16 protein-coding genes and 2 tRNA genes are annotated in these 19,850 nt (G+C 68.7%); 10 read left to right on the top strand and 8 right to left on the bottom strand.

Annotated features, from left to right (window positions below):
- From KIH74_RS31900 to KIH74_RS31890, 3 genes are read right to left on the bottom strand one after another with little or no spacing between them, the layout of a single operon-like run.
- The gene (locus KIH74_RS31900; RefSeq protein ID WP_214160131.1) at nucleotides 1-1,215 is read right to left on the bottom strand and encodes an ATP-grasp domain-containing protein; all 1,215 of its coding nucleotides are present in this window, start codon (nucleotides 1,213-1,215) and stop codon (nucleotides 1-3) included.
- On the bottom strand, nucleotides 1,212-2,891 hold the full coding sequence (locus KIH74_RS31895; RefSeq protein ID WP_214160130.1) for a phosphotransferase family protein: 1,680 nt from the start codon (nucleotides 2,889-2,891) through the stop codon (nucleotides 1,212-1,214). The genes KIH74_RS31900 and KIH74_RS31895 overlap by 4 nt, the downstream gene beginning before the upstream one ends.
- Nucleotides 2,888-4,174, bottom strand: a complete 1,287-nt coding sequence (locus KIH74_RS31890; RefSeq protein ID WP_214160129.1) for a lysine N(6)-hydroxylase/L-ornithine N(5)-oxygenase family protein — start codon at nucleotides 4,172-4,174, stop codon at nucleotides 2,888-2,890. The genes KIH74_RS31895 and KIH74_RS31890 overlap by 4 nt, the downstream gene beginning before the upstream one ends.
- Before the next feature lie 226 nt (nucleotides 4,175-4,400).
- On the opposite strand from KIH74_RS31890, the gene KIH74_RS31885 reads away from it, so the two are divergent.
- The 4 genes from KIH74_RS31885 (at nucleotide 4,401) to KIH74_RS31870 (ending at nucleotide 8,648) form a co-directional block, all read left to right on the top strand.
- Nucleotides 4,401-5,741, top strand: a complete 1,341-nt coding sequence (locus KIH74_RS31885) for an MFS transporter (RefSeq protein ID WP_308114055.1) — start codon at nucleotides 4,401-4,403, stop codon at nucleotides 5,739-5,741.
- The gene (locus KIH74_RS31880) at nucleotides 5,738-6,946 is read left to right on the top strand and encodes an ATP-grasp domain-containing protein (RefSeq protein ID WP_214160127.1); all 1,209 of its coding nucleotides are present in this window, start codon (nucleotides 5,738-5,740) and stop codon (nucleotides 6,944-6,946) included. The genes KIH74_RS31885 and KIH74_RS31880 overlap by 4 nt, the downstream gene beginning before the upstream one ends.
- 79 nt (nucleotides 6,947-7,025) lie before the next feature.
- Nucleotides 7,026-7,826, top strand: coding sequence for a GNAT family N-acetyltransferase (locus KIH74_RS39040; protein WP_214160126.1), 801 nt, complete (start codon nucleotides 7,026-7,028; stop codon nucleotides 7,824-7,826).
- 297 nt (nucleotides 7,827-8,123) lie between these two features.
- Nucleotides 8,124-8,648: a GvpU-like protein gene (locus tag KIH74_RS31870; RefSeq protein WP_214160125.1), complete on the top strand. Its 525-nt coding sequence runs from the start codon at nucleotides 8,124-8,126 to the stop codon at nucleotides 8,646-8,648.
- A 19-nt stretch (nucleotides 8,649-8,667) separates the two neighbouring features.
- Here the strand turns inward: KIH74_RS31870 and KIH74_RS31865 are convergent, their stop codons facing one another.
- The 5 genes from KIH74_RS31865 to KIH74_RS31845 form a co-directional block, all read right to left on the bottom strand.
- A complete protein-coding gene (locus KIH74_RS31865; RefSeq protein WP_214160124.1) occupies nucleotides 8,668-8,997 on the bottom strand; it encodes a nucleoside triphosphate pyrophosphohydrolase family protein in 330 nt (109 codons plus the stop codon).
- A 1,124-nt stretch (nucleotides 8,998-10,121) separates the two neighbouring features.
- Nucleotides 10,122-10,778 (bottom strand): YdcF family protein, encoded by a 657-nt coding sequence (locus KIH74_RS31860; RefSeq protein WP_214160123.1) that lies wholly within the window; start codon nucleotides 10,776-10,778, stop codon nucleotides 10,122-10,124.
- 164 nt (nucleotides 10,779-10,942) lie between these two features.
- Nucleotides 10,943-11,587 carry a nucleotidyl transferase AbiEii/AbiGii toxin family protein gene (locus KIH74_RS31855; RefSeq protein ID WP_214160122.1) on the bottom strand — a complete coding sequence of 215 codons (645 nt, stop codon included), beginning with the start codon at nucleotides 11,585-11,587 and terminating at the stop codon, nucleotides 10,943-10,945.
- A 9-nt stretch (nucleotides 11,588-11,596) separates the two neighbouring features.
- Nucleotides 11,597-11,917, bottom strand: coding sequence for a hypothetical protein (locus tag KIH74_RS31850; RefSeq protein WP_214160121.1), 321 nt, complete (start codon nucleotides 11,915-11,917; stop codon nucleotides 11,597-11,599).
- 149 nt (nucleotides 11,918-12,066) lie between these two features.
- Nucleotides 12,067-12,140 (bottom strand) — tRNA-Gly (locus KIH74_RS31845).
- Between the two features lie 129 nt (nucleotides 12,141-12,269).
- On the opposite strand from KIH74_RS31845, the gene KIH74_RS31840 reads away from it, so the two are divergent.
- From KIH74_RS31840 to KIH74_RS31815, 6 genes are all read left to right on the top strand, one after another.
- Nucleotides 12,270-12,343: transfer RNA gene (locus KIH74_RS31840), tRNA-Pro, on the top strand.
- 232 nt (nucleotides 12,344-12,575) lie between these two features.
- A complete protein-coding gene (gene tig / locus KIH74_RS31835) occupies nucleotides 12,576-13,958 on the top strand; it encodes a trigger factor (protein WP_214160120.1) in 1,383 nt (460 codons plus the stop codon).
- A gap of 431 nt (nucleotides 13,959-14,389) precedes the next feature.
- On the top strand, nucleotides 14,390-14,965 hold the full coding sequence (locus KIH74_RS31830) for an ATP-dependent Clp protease proteolytic subunit (protein WP_214160165.1): 576 nt from the start codon (nucleotides 14,390-14,392) through the stop codon (nucleotides 14,963-14,965).
- 82 nt (nucleotides 14,966-15,047) lie between these two features.
- Nucleotides 15,048-15,758 carry an ATP-dependent Clp protease proteolytic subunit gene (locus KIH74_RS31825; RefSeq protein ID WP_214160119.1) on the top strand — a complete coding sequence of 237 codons (711 nt, stop codon included), beginning with the start codon at nucleotides 15,048-15,050 and terminating at the stop codon, nucleotides 15,756-15,758.
- A gap of 119 nt (nucleotides 15,759-15,877) precedes the next feature.
- A complete protein-coding gene (gene clpX / locus KIH74_RS31820) occupies nucleotides 15,878-17,158 on the top strand; it encodes an ATP-dependent Clp protease ATP-binding subunit ClpX (protein ID WP_214160118.1) in 1,281 nt (426 codons plus the stop codon).
- Between the two features lie 236 nt (nucleotides 17,159-17,394).
- Nucleotides 17,395-19,779, top strand: coding sequence for an immune inhibitor A domain-containing protein (locus tag KIH74_RS31815; protein WP_214160117.1), 2,385 nt, complete (start codon nucleotides 17,395-17,397; stop codon nucleotides 19,777-19,779).
- The last annotated feature ends 71 nt before the right edge of the window (nucleotides 19,780-19,850 follow it).

The following is a 19,850-nucleotide window of genomic DNA, read 5'->3' as shown; positions in this document are numbered from 1 at the left end:
CTACTCCACGCTCAGTTCGAACCGCACCGCGAGTTCCTTCGCCCGCAGGTACGCCGTCTCGGGATCGGTGACGGCGAGGAACACGAATCCGGTCGCCGACGAGGAGTGCAGCCGGGTGCCGATCCGGTCCCCGGCGCTCGCCCTGACGTCCACCCGGATCAGGTCGTCCAGACCGGAGAGCTCCTGGGCGGAGGAGATCCGGGTGATCCGGCCGGGGCGGATCGGCAGGTCGAGGTTCACCACGAGCCGGTCCGCGTGCGGCGGGTCCGGGCGGGGCGGCGTGAGAGGAAGCCCGAGCTCGGTCTCCATGAAGGAACGCCACAGGTCGACACCGGTCTGCATCTCGACCGCGTCCACGATGCCGCCGCCACCGGGACGGCAGGCGATCTCGCCGACCAGGAATCCGGCCTCGGTTTCGTAGGCCTCGAGATGCGTCACCCCGGTGCCGAGCCCGAGGGCGGTGACCACCTCCTGGTGCAGCGCTCTCAGCCGGGACACCCGTGGATCGTCCGCCGGCATCGTGAACGATCCGGAGACGTCGGCGATGTGCCCCAGCAGCGGTTCGAGATAGCGGGAGACGTTGGCCGAGAGCACCTCCCCGCCGGACACCACGGCATCCACGTGGTACTCGGCCTGCATGGCGACGAACTTCTCTACCAGCACCGGGCAGGACGCCCCGGTCAGCGTGGACGCCTGCGCGGAGGCGACGAACCGGCGCACCTCCGCCTCACCGGACAGGGCGAAGGTGTTCATCGACCCCGTCCCCAGAACGGGTTTCACCACGACGTTCCAGCCCAGGGCCTCGGCCGCCGCCACGATGCCCGGTCCGGAGACCGCGCTGAGGTGCTCGGCCACCGCGATGCCCCGGGCGGCGAGCGCGCCCTTCATCACCGCCTTGTTCGTCATCCGGTTGGCGACGTCGTACGGGATCCCGGGCAGCCCGAGGAAGGACCGCAGGTAGCCGGCGGCCTGGATGCTGCGCTCCGACGGGCCCACCACGTGACTGATGGGTTGCCGGTGCAGTCGCAGCGCGGTCTCCCGCACCTGGTCGAGCCGGCCGATGTCCTCGACCAGGTGCAGCCGGGTCCCCGCCGGATACATGGCGACGTACGACTTCTCGGTGATGACGTCGACATCCGCCCGCGGGGCTACCCGCAACAGGGCGTCGAGGGCGTCCGCCTTGCCGGAGTTGATCATGACGACGTGCTCGGTCATCGGGACTCCTGCGGGGCGAGTGCGCTCAGGGCCCGGTCGAGGTACCAGACGGTGTATCCGTACACCGCGAGCCAGGTCCGGGCATCGGGCAGCGACCTGGCGTACTTCAACCATCCGGCGAGGGCGTTGGCCGCTCCGACCCGGAGCCGGGCGAGATACACCTCCGGCGTTCCGGTCCGGGGCAGCCGGAGCAGGTGGGTGACGAGGACCTGCTCCAGGTCGCGTACGCCGTCGAGGGCGGCGGACGGCAGGGCGAGCCCGCTCAGGTCCAGTACCGGGCCGGGGGCCCCGGGCAGGGCAGGGAGCAGGCCGGCGTGGTCGTTCCGGTCGACCGCGTGCAGGACGGCACTCATCGGGAAGACGCTGTGCAGCAGCGTGGCGGCGTCGTACGCCGGATCGGCGAATCCCGCGTCCTCGCGACGGTGCCCGTCCCAGACCGTGCGCGGGTCGACCAGGCAGGCGCCACCGTCGTCCCGGCGCAGCAGGTTACGCAGGTGCGGATCGCCGTGGATGAGCGATCCGCCGTCCGGGACCAGCCGTTCCGTGTGCCCGGCGAGAGCAGTGGTGGCCGCGGTCCAGCCGGCCACCACCGCTCCACCGGGCAGCAGCACCTTCGCCCCGAGCAGGTCCGCGGTGTCCCAGCCGGGAAGGAGCTCGGCCACCGCCGACCGGAACCCCGGATGGGCGACGATCGCGGGGAACCGGTCCCGGTAGAGGTATCGGGCCACACCGGGGGACTCCGGGCGCCAGGTGGCGCGGTACAGGTTGTCCAGAAGACCCAGGTGCCCCTCCAGGTCGGACATCGCGGTGGAAACCGTTTCCCAGCAGGCCTCGTCCCGGAAGACGGTCTGGTCGAGCGGTCGCGGGTCGACCCGTTCCATCAGGGCCGTCGCCTGCTCTCCCTCGACCAGGGTGCCCCAGGACCGGGGAAACAGCACCGGATGCCCGGCGGCGGTCAGGATCTGGTTGACGCGTCCGGTGAAGTCGCTCTCCGCCAGGATCACGTCGCGGGGACCGGTCTTGGCCACCAGCGCCGGGCCGGCGCCGAAGGCGGTGATGCCGTAGGAGTCGGCCCCGTTGGGGTAGAACTCGATGTCGCTGCCGTCCGACCGCGTCGTCCGGCCGGCGACGGCCTCCCACTGCCGGACCCGATCCGTGATCATGGTGCCGATCACCGCCTGGGTGTGCTCGACGCTGTCGTCGATCTCCTCGATCACCAGCCCGTTCCGGGGACCGCCGAGGACGAACGTGGTCCGCAGCAGGTAGCGGCCGTCGTCCTGGTCGGTGAACGGAAGGCGAGCCGCCTCCTCGGGCGACACCACGGCGATCCGGTCGCGCAGGGCGGTCAGGTGGGCGTGGTTCGCGGCGGGTTCGGTGGAGGCCGCGTAGGCACGCACGCCGAGGCGGCCGAGGCGGGCGTGCGCGGTGCTCAGCAGCAGCAGCTGGTTCGTGCAGCCGGACAGCTCACAGTGCCGTTGCCCGACGCCGAGCCCCGGATAGACGAAAACCACTGTCGGGACGTCCTCTTCCACAACCGTCCCGGCTCGCCTCAGAGCACCGGTCAGGGCCGACAGCTCCTCGGCGCGGGCCGTGCGGGCCCGCCCGTGCCACGGGCCGCCTGCTCCCGGCGCGAGCAGATCGCCGGGAAGTGCGTCGGAGGCGCTCGCCGCCGTCATTCGGCACCGACCAGGGTGGCGGCGTCGTACCGGGAGGCCACGATCTCGGCGGCGCGGAACGGCATCAGCGACAGCAGCACCTCGCTGAAACCGTGGGTCTTCTCGGCGAATCCCTGGAGGAAGATCCGGGGCCGGAAGGCCGGTCCGGTCTCGATCGCGTAGTCGCGCCGAACCGTGTACGAGGAGTCCTCCTCATGATGCAGGAACTTCTCGCAGGAGGCCAGGAACGGAACCGGCGTCGGATAGTCGTAACCGGTCGCGAGAACGACCGCGTCGGAATCCAGTTCGGTGTCCGGTCCGCCTTCCAGGTCGCGGTACGTCGCCCGCACCCGGAGGTCCGACTCGTGGGTGGCGACCAGCTCGGAGAACCGCATCATGCGCAGTCTGCCGGAGTTCGTGACCTTGTCCTCGTAGTACTCGCGGTAGATCGCCGGAATCAGGTCGTAGCTCACTCCGGTGTGCACGGCGAGCGAGTAGCGTTTCAGCAGGCGCTCACGGAACTCCGGCTCCCGGCTGTGGAACCAGTCGGGCATCTCCGGCGAGAAGAGCTCGTTGACGAAATGGGTGTCGTCCTCGGCCTGTATCGCGAAACCGCGGATGCTGGTGGTGATCCGGGCCTGCGGGTAGCTGCGGCGCAGATGGATGAACACATCGGCCGCGGTCTGGCCACCACCGACGATGTTGAAGTGATAGGGCGCCTCGTGATCCGTGAAGTCACGGGCCAGCCGGTCGGCGGTCTGACTGGCGTGGAACACCCGGCTCCCGGGGTGAACGCCCTCGGGTACGCGTGGTGACCCACCCGGGGCGATCACCAGGTTGCGGGTGCGCACCGTCCGCCGGGAACCGGTGGCCGTGTCCTCGACCGTGACCTCGAGGTACTCGACGTCATCGGCTCCGTCGTCCGGCACCGGTGCCACCGAGACGATTTCGCTGCTCCAGTGAACGGAGTTCTCGAACTGCCCGGCGGCCCAGGTGTAGTAGTCGTTGAACTCCACCCGGGTGGGGTAGAAGCTGCGCAGGTTGATGAAGTCGGCCAGCCGGCCACGCTCGGTGAGGTAGTTGAGGAACGAGAAGCGGCTTCGCGGATTGCGCTGGGTGACAAGGTCTTTCAAGAAGGAAACCTGCATCTCTGCGCCGTCGAACATCAGCCCGGCGTGCCGGGAGAACTTCTCCCGGCGGTCGAAGAACGCCATGGACAGCGGTGTTCCTGACTCCTCGGCGGCAATGGCGACCGCGATGTTCGAGGGGCCGAAGCCGACCCCGACGATGTCGTAAACGTCCATCAAGAGCATCTCCTCGTGCTGACGGCGCACTGCGGTCGGTCTCGGCAAAGGGGTGCCGCGGCCGACGGTCGGTGAAGTGAACAGGGGCGGCCTGCCGAAACAGTCGGGCCGACACGGCCTGATCGAGCTCGGGCAGGAGCAGGCCGGAATCCTCCTACGGCTCGGTAAACTAAGCGTCACCCAGTGTTCCGTCAATAGTTGACCGAATGTGACTTGCGGACTATGAGTGATAAGCCCGATTTGGGCGTCTCGGCCGGATCGGTCCGAGTCGACAGGGCTCGTGTCACGGCTGGTGCGAACCACGGATGAGATTGCTGGCGGTGTGCGGTTCGTGCTCCCTCTACGCCGGGTGATACCCCGGCGGACTGACTTCCTTCCTGCCCCGGGACCCGGGAGACACCTCCTGGCAGGGGCTTTCGTCAACAGCTTCGGATCCGGGCTGTTCCATGTGGTGGGCGTCATCTATCTGGTCCGGGTGGTCGGGCTTCCGCTGGGGCAGGTCGGGGCGGGCCTGAGCGTGGCCGGTGTGGTCGGCCTGGCGGTGGGGATCCCGGTCGGGCACCTGGCAGACCGGTTCGATCCCCGGCGGCTGGCGGTGGTCTTTCTGCTGGCCGAGGCGGTTTGGATGGCCCTGCTGGTCGTCGTGCGCGATGTCGCCGGATTTCTCCTGGTCGCCACCCTGAGCGGGGTCACCGAGCAGGCCAGCCGCACACTGCGCAGCGTGCTGACCGGAAGAATCGGTGGGCAGGACCGGGCGCGGCTGCGGGCGATGATCCGCTCGGCCACGAATCTGAGCGTGTCGCTGGGGGCACTGGCGGCCGGGGTCGCCGTGCAGTTCGACACATCTGCGGCCTACCGCTCCACCCTGCTGCTGGATGCTCTCACCTTCGCGCTGGCGGCCTGCGTCTTCGGGCTGTTCCTGCCGAGGTTCGCGCCGGTTCCGCCCGCGCCCGGTGGGGGCCCGTCCGGGAACTTCCCGGACGTCCGCTACCTGGCGGTGACGGCGGTCAACGGTGTGATGACAATGCATTACGGCGTGCTGGCGACGGTGCTGCCGATCTGGGTGGTGCAGTACACCCGGGCCCCGGCCTGGGTGGTGTCCGGGTTGCTCGTGCTGAACACCGTCATGATCGTCATGTTGCAGGTGGCCGCCAGCCGGGCCGCGACGGGTCTGGCCGGGGCCCGCCGGTGGTTCGCCCGTTCGGGCGCGGTGTTCCTGATCACCTGCTCGGCGTTCGCGCTCACCGCCCATCTCTCGGCCTGGTGGGCCACGGTCGCGCTCCTGGTGACCACGGCCGTCTACACTCTGGGCGAACTGTGGCACGCGGCAGCCTCTTTCGAGTTCTCCTACGAGCTGGCCCCGGACCATGCGATCGGCCGGTATCAGGGCGTTTTCGGCACCGGCGTGGGCGCCGGCAACGCCCTGGCCCCCGTGGTCCTGCTCACGCTCTGCCCGCTGGCGGGCGGTGCCGGCTGGGTGCTGGCCGGGTTGATCTTCGCCGTCGCCGGGGTGGCGATCCGTCTCGTCCCCGTTCCCTCGGCACCTGTACCGGAAGGCGTTTCATGAGCGAGCCACCGACCGTTCTCGTGCTGGGGGGCGGCACCCGTCTGCCGAGGGCGCTCCACCGGGCCGGGGTCCGGGTGATTTTCGCCGGCACTCCCGACGAGTTCACCGGAGGTCATCAGGCGGTGTGTGCCGAGGCATGGCTGGCGGACACCGTCGACGAGGACTTCTGGGTGCGCAGAGCCACTGCGCTGCATCAGGATTCGCCCTTCAGTCGGGTGGTCTCGCTGCGTGAGCGGTTCCTCTCGTGCGCTGCCCGGATCAACCACGCCCTGGGGCTCGGGCCGAACTCGCTGGAGACCGTCCTGATGCTGAAGGACAAGGCCGTGATGCGCCAGGTCCTCGCCGCGAACGGTGCCGGGGTGCTGGCCCGGTTGCTCGAGACGCCCGAGGATCTGCGGTTCTTCGTGCAGGAGGCCGGGTTCCCGGTGATCGTCAAGCCGCGGGACGGCACCGGCAGCGAAGGGGTCGTGGTGCTGCGTGGACCGCAGGACCTGCCCGGTGTCAGGGCCCGGATCGAGGACCGGCCGGGAACACTGCTGGCCGAGGAGTTCCTGAACGGACCGGAATTCAGTGTCGAGACCCTGAGCTTCGAAGGGGTGCACCAGGTGCTGGAGGTGACCGAGAAGTTCGTCGGGGAGAATCTGGTAGAGGCCGGGCACCTGGTGCCGGCCCGGGTGAGCGCCGCCGATCGGGACGCGCTCGTCGAGGCCACCCGCGAGTTCCTCGGCAGGGTGGGGCTCGTCGACGGGCCGGCACACACGGAACTCATCCTCACCCCGGCCGGCCCGCGCGTGGTCGAGTCCCACAACCGTTACGGCGGTGACGGGATCAACGATCTGGTGCGGTCGGTGATCGGTGCGGACCCGCGTGATCTGTTCGCCCGCCAGATCGCGAAGCGCGAGCCCGCCGTGGTCGGCACGGGATCCGGTGCGGCGGCGGTGTGGTTCGTGACCGCCCGGCCCGGCCGGGTGACGGCGCTGGAGGGATGGGACCGGGCCGCGGCGGCACCGGGGGTGACAGCCTGCGAAACCATGGTGGCGGTCGGGGATCTGGTGGTTCCGTTGAGCGGATCGGACGACCGGTGCGGTTGGGTGATGGCGACCGGGGCCACGGGGGACGAGGTGCTGAGCCGGGTCAGGCACGCGGTTTCGTTGATCGGGATCCGCACCGAGCCGGAGGAGGCCCCGGGATTGCCGGCGTGCTGACGGCACTCCATGGCCCCGGATCTGCACCGTTCTTTCGAGGAGCGTCTCCGGGCGAGGGGTGATCACTAGAATTCCGGCCGTGGAGGTGACCTCACTCGGCTATCGCACTGACCTGATGATGCGTCGCCTGGGCGGTTCCCAGGTGTCGGACCGGGGTTCGCACCTGGTCGTGCGCACCCCGGCCAATCCGCACTACTGGTGGGGTAATTACCTGCTGTTGCGGGAGCGGCCGCAGGTGGGGGAGTGGCCGGGCTGGGTGGCCGAGTTCGCCCGGGAGTTCCCGCAGGCCGCGCACGTGGCCCTGGGGCTCGACAACGTGGACGGCGAAATTGAGGACGGCGCGGGCCTGGCGGCGCTCGGCTTCGAGATTCTGGTCGACACCGTGATGACCGCCACCGCTCTGGTTCCGCCGGCCGGGCCGGCCGATCACGCCGAGATCCGGGCGCTGCGGGGCGACGACGACTGGGCGCAGCTGGTGCGCCTGCGGCTGGCGCTGCACGGGGCCGGTGACAATCCCGCCTTCGCCGAGTTCGCGGCCCGCAAGGCGGCGGAGTACCGGTCCGGCGTCGAGGCCGGGCACGGGGCCTGGTTCGGGGCCTTCGTCCACGGTGAGATGCGCTGCGGAGCAGGCCTCTTCAGCGACGGCCTCGGGGTGGCCCGGTTCCAGAACGTCGAGACCCACCCGGACTTCCGCCGTCAGGGCCTGGCCTCCGCGCTGGTGCACCGGCTGGGCTGCTGGGGCCTCGACCGGCTGGAGGCCGAAAAGCTGGTCATGGTGGCCGATCCCGGCTATCACGCGATCAGGCTCTACCGGGCGCTGGGGTTTCGCGACGTGGAGCATCAGGTGCAGGCGCAGCGCCCGCCGGGGGCGGAGAAATAATTCGTTGCGCGCCGGGCCCGGGGCGGTGATGCTTCTGCGTCATGACGACACGGAGCGGGGCAAGGATGACCCCGCAGCAGAAGAAACTCCTGAACCAGGCCCGTGACCGCCGCCGCGGTCACCTCGACGACGAGTGCGCCCGCCTGCCCCGCCCGCACGGGAAGCGGCAGGTCAACCGTGCCCACCGGCGTCAGGTCACCACGTTGCTGACAACCGCCGCCGGGGCGGACACGGACGCCGTGAGCCACCTCGACATTCCGGTGGACGGGCAGCCCGGCCCGGCTACGCTGCGGACCCATGGCGGAGCACGCAGGCCCGGTGGACGAGGCGCTGGTCGCCCTGGTCGACATCGCCGAGGCGCAGGAGACGGCGTCGGTGTTCGAACCCGGCGTGATGCTGACGATCAACGGCCTGGTCATCTCGGGCACCCTGGTCGCCTCGTGGCGGTGGGCCGAGCTGATGGACGAGGTCATCCGGCCGGGCACCGACAGAGCCCGGCCCGCCCCGGCCGCTGAGGCCGCCCTGGCCGCGGTGTTCGCGAGCCTCGGTGACGAGTACCGGGGCCGGCGCGCGGACCGGGCCCGGGCCGGCGAGGCGATGGCGACGGTGGCCGACGACTACGCGGCGGCCATGAGCCTGGTCCGGTCGCCGGAGTGGATCCATCTGGCCGCCGCCCGGCTCCTGTCCGGCCCGGACGGCCTGGTGCCCGAGGGCGGCATCCTGTGGCGCGGTCGCCTGGCCGCGGTCGACGGCTGGTCACTGGGACGGATGCAGCACTCGGGGCAGGACACCGGACCTGAACCGGGGCCGGAGGCCGGTTGAGCCGCGGTGCGAGCGGGTGTCAGCGGTCGTCGCCGCTGCCGCCCAGCACCTGACGTCGTTGCCGGTCGGCCAGTTTGGCTAGATTGGCCGCCGCGATGTCGTCGAGGGAGAGGTCGAGGTGATCGGCGAGAACGGCCACGTACCAGAGCACGTCGCCGAGTTCCCCGGCCACACCGGCCCGGTCGAGCCGGGACTCGTCGCTGTCCAGGTCGCGCACCCACTTCTTGAACTTCTCGGCCACCTCGCCCGACTCACCCGCCAGACCGAGCACCAGGTGCAGCAGCTCGTTCTTCCGGTCGCGCGGCGCCGCTGTGCGCAGGGCACCACGCTGGTACTCGTCGAGATCCATGGAAGGTGAGTATGGCGTCCGTGATGGGAAGCGACCGCACCGAATACCGGACTCGAACCGGCTCGCCCCTTGCGGGTTACAGTGCTTCCGGCGGCGCGTGGCCACCGGCGGATCCCTGCGCCTTCGTTCCCATAGGCCCTTGACGATGCGATCGCCGTTCCAGGGTAGCGCCGTCCTCACGTTTCCCGGTGAGAACTCTCAGATCAGACGTGAGGTGCCACCGGCGTCCACCAATTGCTGCTGACGTACTCGTCCAGAGGCGGCGGCAGCGAGGCGCACCGCGCCTGCTCCTACGCGCGCCGCTGCTGGTGAGGGCGTGACGTCAGAGTGGCCGAGACGGGCCGAATGTCTTTGTGCCGGAGATGATTTCGTCTGAAGGAGATGCTCTCGCCGGTGTGCCGAGCCTGCGGCCTCTCGTCTAGAGATCCGCTGGCAGGAGTCGGGCAGCAGTGAGAGTCAGGACTTCGGCCAGTTCGGGAACACAGCCGATTTTGCTGTACGGGCCGGGACCAAGCGCATTCTGGAGTGGGTCGGCTTCCGGAATCGGGGCTGGGAACGTACCGGAAGGTGAGCCGTGCGCCTCAGGTGATTAGCCTGTCAAGCGCGTTGAACTGTGCTCCGATTCCGTGAGGATGAGACGACTCTCTTCAGTGGCCTGGACGCTCAGCATCGTTGCCATGTTGCCGGCTGGCTGCTCTGGGAACCGATCCGTCACCTCCGAAGAGGCCGTGGTGCGTCCGTCCGCTTCAGCGGCAATCGATGGCACTGTCGGACCGAGTGGAGCGCGACCCGCGGTGTGCCGCATCGGCAGTCCCTACCCAGACGTGCCGGACGTCGTAGGGAGGTCGCGCCCTGAGGCTGACCGTCATGAAGCAGCTCTCGGTCGGACCACTCGCGCGGTGGCCATCGATGGCAGGTGTCAATACCTTCGGATGGATCTTCGGCCGGACCGGACCAATCTCTGGTTGGTGGACGGCGTGGTTACCGCCGCCAGAATTGGTTAGCCCCGGCGACCTTGCTGGGGCGCTAGACACTGGGACGCCCGGCGGGTGCGGCCACGAAGCGGTCGCCTTGACTTCTCAAAGGTCAACGCAGCAGCAGAGCGGTCCGCGTCCGGTGAGCCGTCAGATCAGACGGGACGTGTACCCGGCCTCGACGAGCTGGCGGAAGGCATCGCGCACCTCGTCGGGCATGGGCTGCTCGATGGCGAAACCCTTTTCGGCGTAGACCTCGATCCGCTGGGTGTCGCCGACGAGCATGTTCACCACGCGGTCGGCGTCCCCGATGCCGGCCACGTAGTCGTCCAGGGCCAGAGGCAGGGAGGCGCACTGCACGGTCTCGACCTCCGGCCACAGCTTGCGGCACGTCGCGTACGCCCGGCGCTGTTGATACGGGCGCGAGACCAGCGTGAGGGACTTCGGCTCGGTCCCGTGGCTTCGCAGGAGTTCCCGTGTCAGCGTGATGTTGTCGCCCGTGTTCCGGGCCTCGGGCTCGACCAGGATCACCTCATCCGGCACACCAAGGCTCAGCGCGTGCTCCCGGTAGTGGACCGCCTCTCCCCGGGGGAACCGCTCGAGGGTCGTGGGGGCGTTCGCGCCGGTGAACACGATCAGCGGGATGGTGCCGGCCAAGTAGAGCTGGGCCGTGCAGGTGGACACGCCCAGGTCGTGACTTCCGAGGCCGATCCCGACGTCGGAGGGTTTCAGGACGTGGTGCAGGTCGTGGTAGTCCCACAGGGTCCGGACGGCGGGGCGGATGCTCGGCGGGAGCTGGGCGGTCAACGGGGCCTCGCTGATCAGGATCGAACCCGCACGATTAGCTCAGAAGCCCTCGATGCGGTGGCTCCACCCGCGCATTCTCGGCGTCGTCGGATGCTCTGAGCAGCCTGGAGCGCGCTCACATGTCCTCCCGATATGGCACGTATCTGGCACGGCGCCGACCTCGGTCAGGGGTCGGTGATGGTGATTGCCCAGGTTGTCAGTCGCGAGGTGAGGTCGGCCGTCGCTTGCTCGTCGAGGCCGTAGGCCGCGAACTCGGCGGCTGGAAGGCGACGCACGGCGTGGAGCGCGTTGGCGAAGAGCTTGGGCTCGAAGCCAGGGTCGTGCTCGAGTGCCAGGGCGAGCAGTTCGGGTCCGGTGTACCGGCCAGAGGTCAGAGCCGCGTCGACATCGATGTAGTCGCGCGTTTGAGCTCGTGAGTAGAGGGCGGTGACTTTGTTCGCGACGGCGTCGTCCTGGTGCAGCACCGGCCCGACATCGAGGGTCGCCGGTGGGTGTGCCCGCCAGTCCACTCCCAGTTCCACCTTGGAGGATCGGGCACCCGCCGGATCGGTCACTACCAGCCGGGCGAAACCTGGCTGCTGAATGGCAATCACGACATTGAGGCCGACGCTTTCATAGGCACCGATCGCTTCGGCGACCGCAGCATCGAAGTGCTCTTCGGCGTCCACGGTCGTGAAGAGGTCGATGTCTTCGGAAAGGCGTTCGAGGAAACCGTGGGCCTGGACGGCGTATCCGCCGGCCGGGGCGAAGCCGAACCGGCCGATACGAGCCAGTGCTGTGCGGGCCAGATGCTCGTGGAAGTCGTCCATCGAGGTGGTTTATGCGGCCTGGGCAAGCTCAGGGAACTCGGATTCCCAGCGGTTGCGCGTCTGGGCGGGCAGGTAGAGCAGGTGCCAGATGCGGGTGAGTAGTGCCTCGTTCAGCAGGGCTTCCAGGTCGGAGCTGCCGGTTGCCTCGACGATGATGCGTTCGTAGAGCACTGCGAGGTCGGCAGGGGAGTCCAGGTCGTAGGTGCGGCGGCCGGTCCAGGCCAGGGTCAGTGGTAGTTCGATCTGGCCGTGTACCGGACCTGAGAGCTCAGCCAGGCACTGGGGGAGCGCGACCGGGCGTCGTCGCATGTAACTCGCTCGCTTCTCCACCTGACCAGTATTAAGCACGACACCAGGACAGAGTGGTTCTGCGCAGAACTATGGCCCGTCGGTGGCCCATGTGGCCCGGCGGCCGATGGTCCTCTCCACGACGAAGGGCCAGGTCGGAGGCGATGCGCCTCCGACCTGGCCCTTCGTCGTGGAGCGGGTGACGGGAATCGAACCCGCATGACCAGCTTGGAAGGCTGGGGCTCTACCATTGAGCTACACCCGCACGTGCTGATTCGCCCGTCAGGTTCCCGAGGCAAACCCGGAAACCTGGCGAACGGCTCAGCCGTCGTGTCGTAGCCTACTGCCTGTCACCCGGTCGGTCGCACACGATGGGCCTCCGGCGGCGGGTTGGCGGGGTGTGGCGCAGCTTGGTAGCGCGTCCGCTTTGGGAGCGGAAGGCCCCCGGTTCGAATCCGGGTACCCCGACGAGCGCAGCGATGCGTTGGCATCAGGGCTGGTCATAGTCCTGATCCAGCTGCCCGGCCGAGAAATCGGCACGGGCGGCCCGGGCATGTCCTGCGCGTCTTCCCGGCGCGGCTAGGATGTGCCGAAGGCCATGATGCCGATCTGCTCTCGGGCACGCGCGAAGCGACAGCCGGACCGGGGCGACATCGCGGCCATCGTCCTCAGTTGTCCAAAGGCCAGGAGAAGTCCCCTCGTGAAGAGCGCCGTCGAGACCCTCAACCCCACCCGGGTCAAGCTCACCGTCGAGGTGCCCTTCGACGAACTCAAGCCGAGCATGGACGCGGCCTACAAGAACATCGCGTCGCAGGTCACCGTCCCCGGCTTCCGTAAGGGCAAGGTGCCGCCGCGCATCATCGACCAGCGGTTCGGCCGCGGCGTCGTGATCGAGGAGGCCGTGAACAACGCGCTTCCCGGCTTCTACACGCAGGCCGTGCAGGAGACCGAGATCCGCCCGCTGGGCCAGCCCGAGGTCGACGTGACCTCCGTTCCCGACCCGGCCGAGGGTGGCGACCTCGCCTTCACCGCCGAGGTCGACGTCCGTCCCGAGTTCGAGCTGCCCGAGCTCGACGCCGTCGAGGTCACCGTCGAAGACGTGAAGATCGGCGACGAGCAGGTCGACGAGCGTCTCGACACGCTGCGCGAGCGCTTCGGCTCGCTGGTCACCGTCGAGCGCCCGGCCGCCGAGGGCGACTTCCTCAGTATCGACATCTCCGCCAAGATCGGCGACGAGGAGATCGACTCGGTCAAGGGTGTGTCCTACCGGGTCGGCTCCGGCGAGATGCTGGCCGGCATGGACGACGTGCTCCCGGGCCTGTCGGCCGGCGAGACCACCACGTTCGACTCCCCGCTGGCCGGTGGCGAGCGCGCCGGTGAGGAAGCCCACGTCACCGTCACCGTGCAGTCGGTGAAGGAGCGCGAGCTGCCCGAGGCCGACGACGAGTTCGCCCAGATGGCGTCCGAGTTCGACACGCTGGAGGAGCTGCGCGCCAGCCTCTCCGAGCAGGCCGAGCAGGAGGCGAAGTACCAGCAGGGCATCCAGGCCCGCGAGCGTCTGCTCGAGAAGCTGCTCGAGGGTGTCGAGATCCCCGTGCCCGACGGCATCATCGCCGCCGAGGTCAAGCAGCACCTCGAGCAGGAGGGCAAGGAAGAGGGCGACCCGCACGGCGAGGAGGTCGAGGTCGAGGCCCGCAAGGCGTTCAAGGCCCAGCTCCTCCTCGACGCGATCGCCGAGAAGGAAGAGGTCCAGGTCGGCCAGCAGGAGCTGATCGAGTACCTGCTCGCCAGCGCCCAGCAGTACCGGATGGACCCGAACGAGTTCATCAAGGCCGTCGACTCGGCCGGCCAGGTGCCGTCGATGGTGGCCGAGGTCGGCCGCCGCAAGGCCCTCGCCCAGGTGCTCGAGCGCGCCACGGTGAAGGACGAGTCGGGCAACGCCATCGACCTGTCCGCCCTTTTCCCGGCCAGCCCCGAGGCGGAGGAGGCCGGCGAGGCCGAGGTCGTCGAGGCCGAGAGCACCGAGGAGACCGAGAGCAAGAAGGCCTCCTCGTCCGACCCGGCGGCGCTGCCGACCCTCTGATCCACAGCTCACGCCAAGAAAGCAGAACCGGCACCCCAGGGCAGTTGACCCGCTCGGGGTGCCGGTTCTGCTTTCCGCAGATCCCGGTTCTCGCCGTCCACCGTTAAAAGAGCGTGCGAAAACTGCCGATTGACGCCCGTTGTCGCGGTGGCGCGCCCGTCACGATCAGCGTGTCGCCTGGTCAGAGGCCATCTGGCTGATGCACCGTTGGCCCTGATGCGCCCACAGCGAACAACGGCCGGTAGGGGAGGATCACCGGGAGTGGTCCGCGTTAGGGTCAATGCACCGGGTGGTCACCCGGACTCCCCGGTAGCCCGGGGATTGGTGCCAACGTTTTGGGGAGCGACATCGTGAGCCACTTGATCGTTCCGGGGAGCAACCCGGCGACGAATTCGTTCGACCAGCCGGTGGCCCGCACGGCGTCGCCCGGTATGGGTTACGACGACCACGTCTACAACCGCCTGCTGAAAGACCGGATCATCTTCCTCGGGTCCGAGGTGCGCGATGAGAACGCGAACGCGATCTGCGCCCAGATGCTGCTGCTCGCGGCGGAAGACCCGAACAAGGACATTTACCTCTACATCAACTCGCCCGGTGGCTCGGTGACCGCCGGCATGGCGATTTACGACACCATGCAGTACGTCTCCTGCGACGTCGCGACCATCGCGATGGGCCTGGCGGCGTCGATGGGGCAGTTCCTGCTCACCGCGGGTGCCAAGGGCAAGCGTTCCGCCACCCCGCACGCCCGCGTGATGATGCACCAGCCGCTGGGCGGCATCGGTGGCTCGGCGACCGACATCAAGATCCAGGCCGAGCAGATCCTGCACATCAAGCGGCAGATGGCCGAGCTGATCGCCGAGCAGACCGGGCAGACGGTCGAGACCATCACCAAGGACTCCGACCGCGACCGCTGGTTCACCGCGCAGGAAGCCCTGGAATACGGCATTGTCGACCACGTGGTCCGCTCCGCCCGTGACGTCAGCGGTGGCGGCGGTACCGGCGCCTGAGCAGCATGAGCAGTTCAGCAGCACCGGCAGCCCGATCCGCACGTCCCCACCCCAGCAAGACCTCCCGGACAGGAGTGACCCGATGAGCTACCCCGACCACCACGCAGGCCTTCACCTGCCGGGTTCCGGTCGCAGCGCCGCCCCGCAGATCGCGGCGCCCAGCAGCCGCTACGTGCTCCCGAACTTCGAGGAGCGCACGGCCTACGGCTTCAAGCGGATGGACCCGTACACGAAGCTGTTCGAGGACCGCATCATCTTCCTCGGCGTGCAGGTGGACGACGCCTCGGCCGACGACATCATGTCGCAGCTGATCGTGCTGGAGAGCCAGGACCCGGACCGCGACATCACCCTGTACATCAACAGCCCGGGTGGCTCGTTCACGGCTCTTACGGCAATCTACGACACCATGCAGTACGTCAAGCCGGAGATCCAGACGGTGTGCCTGGGCCAGGCGGCCTCGGCCGCCGCCGTGCTCCTGGCGGCCGGCACCAAGGGCAAGCGCCTGGCGCTGCCGAACGCCCGGGTGCTGATCCACCAGCCGGCGATGTCGGGTGGCGACTACGGCCAGGCCTCGGACATCGAGATCCAGGCCAACGAGGTGCTGCGCATGCGCACCTGGCTCGAAGACACCATCGCACTGCACTCCAACAAGACCTCGGAGCAGGTGCAGAAAGACATCGAGCGCGACAAGATCCTGACCGCTCAGCAGGCCCTGGAGTACGGGCTGGTCGATCAGGTGCTCACCAGCCGTAAGGGCGTGCAGGTCTCCACGCCGCCCCCGCCCGGCGCCTGACACGCCGACTGAACAGGGGGTGCCGCTGACAGCGGCGTCCCAGTGGCGTTGAATGGTGCTGGGGCCGGTCGAATGCCGACGGGCGACCGCCAGCAAGCCCCCCGGAGGAAGGACAGCGCGTGGCACGCATCGGAGACGGTGGCGACCTGCTGAAGTGCTCGTTCTGCGGAAAGAGCCAGAAGCAGGTCAAGAAGCTCATCGCCGGTCCCGGCGTCTACATCTGCGATGAGTGCATCGACCTGTGCAACGAGATCATCGAGGAGGAGCTGGCCGAGGCCAGCGAACTCGGCCTGGTCGAGCTGCCGAAGCCGAAGGAGATCTTCGACTTCCTCGAGCAGTACGTGGTCGGGCAGACGCCGGCGAAGAAGTCGCTCGCGGTGGCGGTCTACAACCACTACAAGCGGATCCAGGCGGGCGAGCCCGGCCGGCGCGGCGACGAGCCGGTCGAGATCGCCAAGTCGAACATCCTCCTGATCGGCCCGACCGGCTGCGGCAAGACGTATCTGGCCCAGACCCTGGCCAAGATGCTGAACGTGCCGTTCGCCATCGCCGACGCGACCGCCCTCACCGAGGCCGGTTACGTGGGTGAAGACGTCGAGAACATCCTGCTGAAGCTGATCCAGGCGGCGGACTACGACGTCAAGAAGGCCGAGACCGGGATCATCTACATCGACGAGGTCGACAAGATCGCCCGCAAGTCGGAGAACCCGTCGATCACCCGGGACGTCTCCGGCGAGGGTGTTCAGCAGGCCCTGCTGAAGATTCTGGAGGGCACCACCGCGTCGGTGCCGCCGCAGGGTGGCCGTAAGCACCCGCACCAGGAGTTCATCCAGATCGACACCACCAACGTGCTGTTCATCGTGGGTGGGGCGTTCGCCGGGCTGGACCAGATCATCCAGTCTCGGGTGGGCAAGCGCGGCATCGGTTTCGGTGCCCCGCTGCACCAGCCCAAGGCCGACGCCGACTCGTACGCCGACGTGATGCCGGAAGACCTGCTGAAGTTCGGGCTGATCCCCGAGTTCATCGGTCGTCTGCCGGTGATCACCACGGTCTCGAACCTCGACCGGGAGGCGCTCGTGCGCATCCTCACCCGGCCGAAGAACGCCCTGGTCAAGCAGTACCAGCGGATGTTCGAGATCGACGGCGTGGAGCTGGAGTTCACCGAGGACGCCCTCGCGGCGATCGCCGACCAGGCGATCCTGCGGGGCACCGGGGCACGAGGCCTGCGGGCCATCGTCGAAGAGGTGCTGCTGCCGGTGATGTTCGACGTGCCCAGCCGTGACGACGTGGCCCGCTGCGTGGTCACGCGTGAGGTGGTGCTGGAGAACGTGAACCCGACGCTGGTGCCGCGTGAGGCGCCGGTGCGCAAGCCGCGGGAGCGGCGCGACAAGTCGGCCTGAACCACCGACCAGAACGCTGAGGCGGTCCGGCCCCGGAAACGGGACCGGGCCGCCTCGTCCGTTTGCGTGCGGGCGGCCGGGCAAACGGATCAATGCGCGGTGACACGCGGGACGCCTTCCGCGCCCGACCGGCAGGATCTGGCGGGACCTCGTCACATGGGGGACGAGGCGGGTCGACCAGATCGTCGGGGGACGAATTGAATCGAAAAGTCCTGCTGGGACTAGTGAGTGTGGCCGTGATCGGGGGCTCCGCGCTGACCGCCGGCGCCACCGGGGCCTCGGCTGCGACCGGGGCCCCGGTCGCGACCAGAGCCGTGACCCCGGTGGCGCCGCCCGACGGCGCCCGTGCCGAACAGGTGGTGCACGACGACCTGGCGGTGCCGTTGCAGGAGAAGGCCCGGGCCCTCAAGGAGAAGGCCCTCAGCCAGGTGCTGAACGGTGAGGCCGAGGTTCAGGAGATCAACGGCAGCAAGGTGGTGAAACTGGCGGGCGACGGGGTGAAGACCCTCAGCGCCCGTGACGCCAGGGGCAACGGGGACGACGACGGGCAGTACGTCGAACTGGCCCGGGAACGGACCGACCGGATCTTCGTGGTACTGGCCGAGTTCGGCGACCAGCGGCACCCGGACTACCCGGACCAGGACACCGACCCGACGACGCCCGGGCCGGCCACCTTCGACGGGCCGCTGCACAACCGGATCCCGCGACCCGGGCCGGACGACAACCGCACGGTCTGGCAGCCGGACTACGACCGGAAGCATTACCAGGACCTGTATTTCGGCGACTGGCCGGGCGCCGAGTCGCTGAAGACCTATTACGAGACGCAGTCCTCGGGCCGCTACAGCGTGGACGGCGAGGTGACCGACTGGGTCAAGGTGCCGTACAACGAGGCCCGGTACGGCCGCTCGAACGGCTTCCCGTGCGGCGGGATCGTCTGCTCCAACACCTACGCCCTGCTCGGGGACGCCCTGACTGCGTGGGTGGCGCAGCAGAAGGCGGCAGGCCGCACCGACGCCCAGATCAAGCAGGACGTGGCCGGGTTCGACCGGTGGGACCGCTACGACCACGACGGTGACGGGAACTTCAACGAGCCGGACGGGTACATCGACCACTTCCAGATCGTGCACGCCGGTGGCGACCAGGCCGACCGGGACCCGCAGCAGGGTGAGGACGCGATCTGGAGTCACCGGTCGTTCGTGAACCTCGACCCGACCGGCAGCACCGGCCCGGCGGGCAACCGGCTCGGCGGCACGCAGATCGGTGGAACCGGGCTGTGGGTGGGCGATTACACGATGCAGCCGGAGAACGGCGGGATGGACGTGTTCGCCCACGAGTACGGCCACGACCTGGGGCTGCCCGACGACTACGACATCGCCGGCGGTGTGGGCAACGCGGTGGAGTGGTGGTCGCTGATGGCGCAGAGCCGTCTGAGCGGCCAGGGCGAGCCGATCGGCACCCGGGCCGGTGATCTCGGCGCGTGGAACAAGCTGTTCCTGGGCTGGCTGGACTACGAGATCGTGCCGCCCGACCGCAAGGAGCGGGTGATCGAGCTCGGCCCGGAGGAGTACAACACCGCCCGGGCCCAGGCCGCGGTGGTGGTGCTGCCGCCCAAGCAGGTCACCCGGCAGCTGGTGAAACCCCTGACCGGAAGCTATGAATGGTGGAGCGGATCGGGCGACGACCTGGACAGCACCCTGACCCGCTCGGTGAAGCTGCCGGCCGGCAAGCCGCAGCTGACCTTCCAGGCCGACTGGAACATCGAGAGCTGCGGCGACGAGGTCTGCGACCAGGCCTTCGTGGAGGTGGACGCCGGTGGCGGCTTCACGGCGCTGCCCGGCTCGATCACGAAATCCGATGAGGGCAACGGGATCGAGGGGTACAGCGGTGGCTGGGAGCCGGCCACGTTCGACCTGTCGGCCTTCGCCGGCAAGACGGTGAAGCTGCGGTTCCGCTACCGCACCGACCCGGCCGTCGGCGGCGAGGTGGAAGGGCTGCCGGACGGGCTGTTCCTGGACGACATCAAGGTCGCCACGGTCTTCGAGGACGGCGCCGAGCAGGACGACAGCGCCTGGACCGCGGACGGTTTCAGCCGGACGAACGGCTCCGAGACGCTCGCCTACGACAACTACTACATCGCCGGCCACCGGTCGCACGTGAGCTACGACCGGTACCTGAAGACCGGCCCGTACAACTTCGGCTGGGCCTCCACCAAGCCGGACTACGTGGAGCACTTCCCTTACCAGGAAGGGCTTCTCATCTCCTACTGGGACCTGTCGCAGTCCGACAACAGCGTCAGTCAGCACCCGGGGGAGGGCCGCAACCTCTACGTGGACGCCCATCCGGCGCCGTTGTTCCAGAGTGACGGCGATCCCTGGCGGGCCCGGGTGCAGATGTACGACGCGCCGTTCGGCCTGAAGAAGACCGACCGCATCGGCCTGCACGACGACGGGGAGAAGGCCCGGGTCGGCCGGCTGCCCGGCAACCCGGTGTTCGACGACACACAGAACTACTTCGACCCGGTCCAGCTCGACCACGGCGTGAAGGTGCGTGGTGCGGGAGTGCGGATCGAGGTGCTGGATCAGAAGAAGACGCAGATGACGATCAAGGTCACCACTCCCTGATCACGGTTCATCGGCAGGACGGCGCCCTCGGGACGATCCCGGGGGCGCCGTCCTGTGACGAAGGGGTTGTA

The sequence above is a fragment of the Kineosporia corallincola genome (assembly GCF_018499875.1).
Taxonomy (GTDB): Bacteria; Actinomycetota; Actinomycetes; order Actinomycetales; family Kineosporiaceae; genus Kineosporia; species Kineosporia corallincola.
Note: the sequence above shows the minus strand (reverse complement) of the source record. Positions and strands in the feature narration are given on the sequence as shown.